The organism is Streptomyces sp. SP17BM10 (assembly GCF_036322405.1).
GTDB lineage: Bacteria > Actinomycetota > Actinomycetes > Streptomycetales > Streptomycetaceae > Kitasatospora.
Genome location: NZ_JAQYXB010000378.1, coordinates 1 through 4,255, shown reverse-complemented (window position 1 = coordinate 4,255; position 4,255 = coordinate 1). Strand labels below are relative to the sequence as shown.

General features: G+C 70.1%; 6 protein-coding genes and 1 pseudogene. 2 read left to right on the top strand and 5 right to left on the bottom strand.

The window, feature by feature from the left end; translation table 11 throughout:
- Positions 1 to 19: 19 nt before the first annotated feature.
- The 4 genes from tgmB to PUR71_RS02855 form a co-directional block, all read right to left on the bottom strand.
- Positions 20 to 970 (bottom strand): ATP-grasp ribosomal peptide maturase, encoded by a 951-nt coding sequence (gene tgmB / locus PUR71_RS02870; RefSeq protein ID WP_329924701.1) that lies wholly within the window; start codon positions 968 to 970, stop codon positions 20 to 22.
- A complete protein-coding gene (gene tgmA / locus PUR71_RS02865; protein WP_329924700.1) occupies positions 967 to 1,278 on the bottom strand; it encodes a putative ATP-grasp-modified RiPP in 312 nt (103 codons plus the stop codon). Before tgmA ends, tgmB begins: the two co-directional genes overlap by 4 nt.
- Before the next feature lie 276 nt (positions 1,279 to 1,554).
- Complete coding sequence (locus tag PUR71_RS02860) at positions 1,555 to 1,692, bottom strand: hypothetical protein (protein WP_329924699.1); 138 nt, start codon at positions 1,690 to 1,692, stop codon at positions 1,555 to 1,557.
- Positions 1,693 to 1,738: 46 nt separating this feature from the next.
- Positions 1,739 to 1,930, bottom strand: coding sequence for a hypothetical protein (locus tag PUR71_RS02855; RefSeq protein WP_329924698.1), 192 nt, complete (start codon positions 1,928 to 1,930; stop codon positions 1,739 to 1,741).
- A gap of 351 nt (positions 1,931 to 2,281) precedes the next feature.
- Between PUR71_RS02855 and PUR71_RS02850 the strand changes: the two genes are divergently transcribed.
- Both PUR71_RS02850 and cyaB read left to right on the top strand, forming a co-directional pair.
- The gene (locus tag PUR71_RS02850) at positions 2,282 to 3,133 is read left to right on the top strand and encodes a helix-turn-helix domain-containing protein (protein WP_329924697.1); all 852 of its coding nucleotides are present in this window, start codon (positions 2,282 to 2,284) and stop codon (positions 3,131 to 3,133) included.
- Between the two features lie 13 nt (positions 3,134 to 3,146).
- Positions 3,147 to 3,710 carry a class IV adenylate cyclase gene (cyaB, locus tag PUR71_RS02845; protein WP_329924696.1) on the top strand — a complete coding sequence of 188 codons (564 nt, stop codon included), beginning with the start codon at positions 3,147 to 3,149 and terminating at the stop codon, positions 3,708 to 3,710.
- Positions 3,711 to 3,765: 55 nt separating this feature from the next.
- Here the strand turns inward: cyaB and PUR71_RS02840 are convergent.
- Positions 3,766 to 4,255: pseudogene (locus PUR71_RS02840) on the bottom strand (ATP-grasp peptide maturase system methyltransferase); the annotation flags it as partial.

Below are 4,255 nucleotides of genomic sequence, written 5' to 3'. Positions count from 1 at the left end.
CTGTCGCCGTCGGTCCGGGTCATCCGGTCTTCCTCTCCAGCAGGTCGGCCATCGCCGTGAGCATCGGCAGGCCGGTCTCGGGCTCCAGCCAGTACCACTGGCCGGACGGGTTGCACTCCAGGAACCACCATCGGCCCTGCCGGTCCACCGCGAAGTCGAAAGCGCCGAAGACCAGCCCGAAGTGGGTGAGGTAGGCCTGCAGGGCCTCGGTGATGCCGGATGGCGGGGCGACGACGGAGTAGGTGAGTCTGCCGTAGTCGGTCCGCCAGTCCAGCAGGTCGCAGTCGATGCGGACGGGAAAGACCTGGTCACCGATGACGGTGACGCGGATGTCGGCCTGCTTGTCGACGCGGTGCTGGAACAGGTGGGCGGTGCCGGCTACCGCGTCGTCGATCCCGTCCGCGGCGACCTCCGCGACTTCGACGGTGCAGGAGACGCCGTCGATGCGGTAGAGCGGCGCCGACAGCGGCTTGTAGATCACCGGGCCGTGGCGCTTGATGAACGCCCTCGCGGCGTCGGGTTCCGAGGTGACCAGCGTCGGGGGGATCCTGAAGCCGACGGCAGCGGCGGCGGCGAGGCCTGAGGGCTTGAACTCGGCGTCGCCGATGCGGTGCGGGTGGTTGACGTACAGGCATCCCGGCAGGGAGGCCATGACGCCGCCCAGGCCGTATCGGGCCTGGGCGGCGGCGAAGCGGGCATCCTGCTCACCCAGGTGTGGGAACGTGAACCCGGACGGGCGCCGGTAGTACAGGGACCGCACCGTCGACAGGTCGGCGGTGCGGGACGGCGTCGTGATCGAGCCCTCGAGGCCGTCGGACGTGATCGTGGCCGCGATCGACAAGGCGTGGGGGAAGTCCCCGGAGTCGAGCCGCACGACCGGGACGCCCCGGTCGTGCAGCTCGACGATCACCAGGTCGGCCGTGGGGTCGTCCTTGATGGTGACGACCAGCACCGGGCCGGAAGGGGTCACTGGTCTCCGTCGTTCCCGGTGTCCTGGTCGCCGCCGCCGTTCCCGCCGCCGCCGGATCCGTCGGACGGGTTGCCGGTGTTGGTGGGCGGGTTGGTACCGGTGCTGGTGCCGTGGCCGGGCATCTCCATCACCGCCCCCGTCACGTCGAAGTAGCGGCCGGCCTGGGTGGCGGGGTCGATCTCGACTCGGGCGTATCCGGGCGAGAACGCAGGGTAGGGCGCCATCCTGCGGACGCCCCACGGCACGGGCGTGGTGACGCCGGTGGGCAGCGGGCTCCCGGTGGGGAGCCGGTCGGAGTGGGCGAACATCAGGCTGTACCTCCTCGTAGGTGGTGCAGCCGCCTGGGTCCGGTGTCGTCGTCAGGCCCAGACGGCATCTGAGTGGTGCCGGCCGCCAAGGGGCGTGGTGCCGGCACCGGATCCGCCCGGCCGGTATGCCATCCGTGGCAATGCGGGCGAAGTCTGTGGGGCGCGCGTGTTGGTTAATGGCGGGGTCAGGCGGAAGGGTTCTCACCCTTGGTCGGCGGCCGGCCCAAGTAAGGCCGCCCACGCGACGCCGGTACGCCGGGAACCACCAGGGGCGCATCAGAGGCGCCAGTAGCGGCTGTTGATCCTGCGCACCTCGATCCGCAGCCGCTGGAGCGTCAGTGACTCGGCCACCGGCTCCAGGGGTGCGGGAAGCGGATCAGGGCCGTCCTGTCCGTCGGTGTCGTCGTATGGCACGGGTCCGCCGAGGAAGAGCGTCCAGCCCGGTGGTCGGGGCTCCGGTTCATGTGTCACCCGAGACCCCCACCGGGCACTCGCCGTCGTCGACGTGTTGCTGCCAACGCCGGGCGAGCCGCGCGTTGATGACGGGGTAGTCCGTGGCCGGGTACTGGCGCGTGGCGCGGACGTAGTAGTCGCAGTCGAGGCACCCGAACCCGCTGGTGGCGCCGTCCTGTTCAGCCTCATGGAGCGACACGAGTTCCCCCGTTGCGTCGGTGGTACTCCCACGTCAGGGGCGTGTGTCTGTAGGGGTCAGGGGGCCGGCGCCGCGCCTCGGCCCGCGCCTGCTTGTAATCGGCCCGGCAGGCAGCGATCAGCGCTGCGGTCGCAGGTTTGCTCGGCGGCCGTCGCGGCGTCCGGGGACGGGACTCCGAAGCGCGATCTGCCAGGTCCGGGGCGTCGGGGGGACGCTCGGTAGTCGCCATGAACGCTCCAGGTCTCTCAGGCGCGAGGGGCACACATCCAGCATCGACTGACGAGGCGTCAATCCCGATACCCAAGCGGTAATCTCACTGTGAGATGTATTGTCGGGCTGGAGGTCCGGGCCTTGGGAACTGCGCTGGAGCCGATCAAACTGCCGGATCTCGCATGGCAGAACGAGGAGGTCCGTGACGCACTCCGTCGCCGGGACGTTGCCGCGCTCTTCCGATACGTCCAGCACCACAGCGGCGCGAGCCAGGCCCGGCTCGCCGTACAGGTCGGCATGACGCAGAGCCGCGTCAACGAGATCATCAATGGGCGCCGAGAGGTCAGTCGGCTTGACGTCTTCGAGCGCATCGCCGATGGCCTCAACCTGCCCGACTCCGCGCGACGCCTGCTGGGACTCGCGCCCCGAACCGAGGGCCAACGCACGCCTGGCGCCGCATTCGACCTGGCCGCGTTTCCCGAGATCGTCCGGGTCTACAGCGATCAGGCGGCGGCCGCCGCCGAGGTCCAACGCGCCGCCCGGTCCGCGGCTGAGCTGGACGTACTTGCTGTACGCGGGCTCGGCCTGCTTGCCCTCAGCAACTCGCTGCTGCGGCAGCATCTTGGCCGCGACGGTGACCAGGCCCCGCGCCTACGTGTCCTTCTCCTCGACCCGCGCTCGCCGGCGGCTGCGCGCCGCGCGTCCGAGATCGGAGAGTCGATCGAGTCCCTCGCCAGCGGGATCCTCCTTGCCGAGGCCCGACTTCGTGAGCTGGCCGAGGTCGGGCACGTCGAGGTGTACCGATACTCCACCGTGCCCGTGTGGCGCCTCATCCGCTTGGACCGCACCCTCTACGTCGGGACCTTCGACGCGGATTGGGAGGGGCACGAGTCGGCAACGTATAAGGTGCTGCCCGCCCCCAGCGGGCCCTTGTATCCGGGCTGGCAAAGGCAGTTCGAGGTGTTGCTGGACGGCGCTGAACGCGTGATCTGACGGAGGAACCGGAATGGCGATCGAGGCGGAGCTCAAGGCGGTTGTGCGTGACCCTGAGGCGGTCCTCAGGCAACTGGAGGACCGGCACGGCGCCGGCCGCGCCGAGGTCTACCGCGACACCTACTACGACGCCCCCGACGGCAGCCTCATGGGCGAGGACCGCGAGCTCAGGATCCGTACCGTCCACAGCCCCGACGACACCCGCACCGTGCTCACGTACAAGGGCGCTCGGGTCGACGAGGCATCCGGATCGAAGCCGGAGGCCGAGACCAGGGTTGAGGACGCCGAGGCGATGCACGAGATCGTGCGAGGGCTGGGCTTCAATCCGCGCATCCAGTTCGAGAAGCGGTGCCGCAACTACTCCTTCGAGCGCGACCGGCGACGCTTGCTGGCCACTCTCGTCCGGGTCCCTGAGCTGAACGCGACCTTCATCGAGGTCGAGACCGTCGCAACCACCCAGGACGACCTCGCGCCGGCGCTCACCGTCGTCCGGGCCGTACTGGCCGAGCTCGGGATCAGCGAGGACGACCTGACGACCGAGCTCTACACCGACGCCGTCGCGGCCGCGCGCCCCTGAACAACGCGAACGCCCTCGCCTTCCCGAAGGAGGGCGAGGCGGCGGCCGGTCTGTCTCAGGCCGTTCGCCGTGGCCAGGTGATCGTCTGGCCCTCGGGCGTGACGGTGATCTCGAACCGCTCCAGGGACGGGGAGCCGTCGGTGATCCACCAGGTCAGGTGCTCCTCGATGTCGTCCCAGATCCGGGTCGGCCCGCCCTGGCGGACGGTCCACTTGTCTCCGTCCTGGGTGAGTGCTGCCCACGCGCCGGCTTCGGCGTCGATGATGACGTGGCGCTCCTGGCCGTCGATGGTGAGCGTGATCTTCTGGGCGCGGGGAGCTGCCACCTGGGCGACGAAGCGGGCCGTCCAGTCGCTGAGGACATCGGCGCCGTGGACGGCGCCGCGTTCGTCTCCCGTGTCCGGCTCGGGCAGCAGCCCGAGCGGTGGCGGCAGTTGGGGGCGGGCGAGCATGAAGGAGATCTGTCCCCCGAGGAAGCGTCCCCTCGCCGTGCCGTCCTCGCGGACGGTGAGCCGGGCGAGTTCCGAGGAGTACATCCAGCCGCAT

Bases quoted from the DNA above. Each gene is read 5' to 3' on its own strand.
- tgmA (WP_329924700.1), bottom strand. From the start codon at position 1,278: ATGTTCGCCCACTCCGACCGGCTCCCCACCGGGAGCCCGCTGCCCACC.
- cyaB (WP_329924696.1), top strand. From the start codon at position 3,147: ATGGCGATCGAGGCGGAGCTCAAGGCGGTTGTGCGTGACCCTGAGGCG.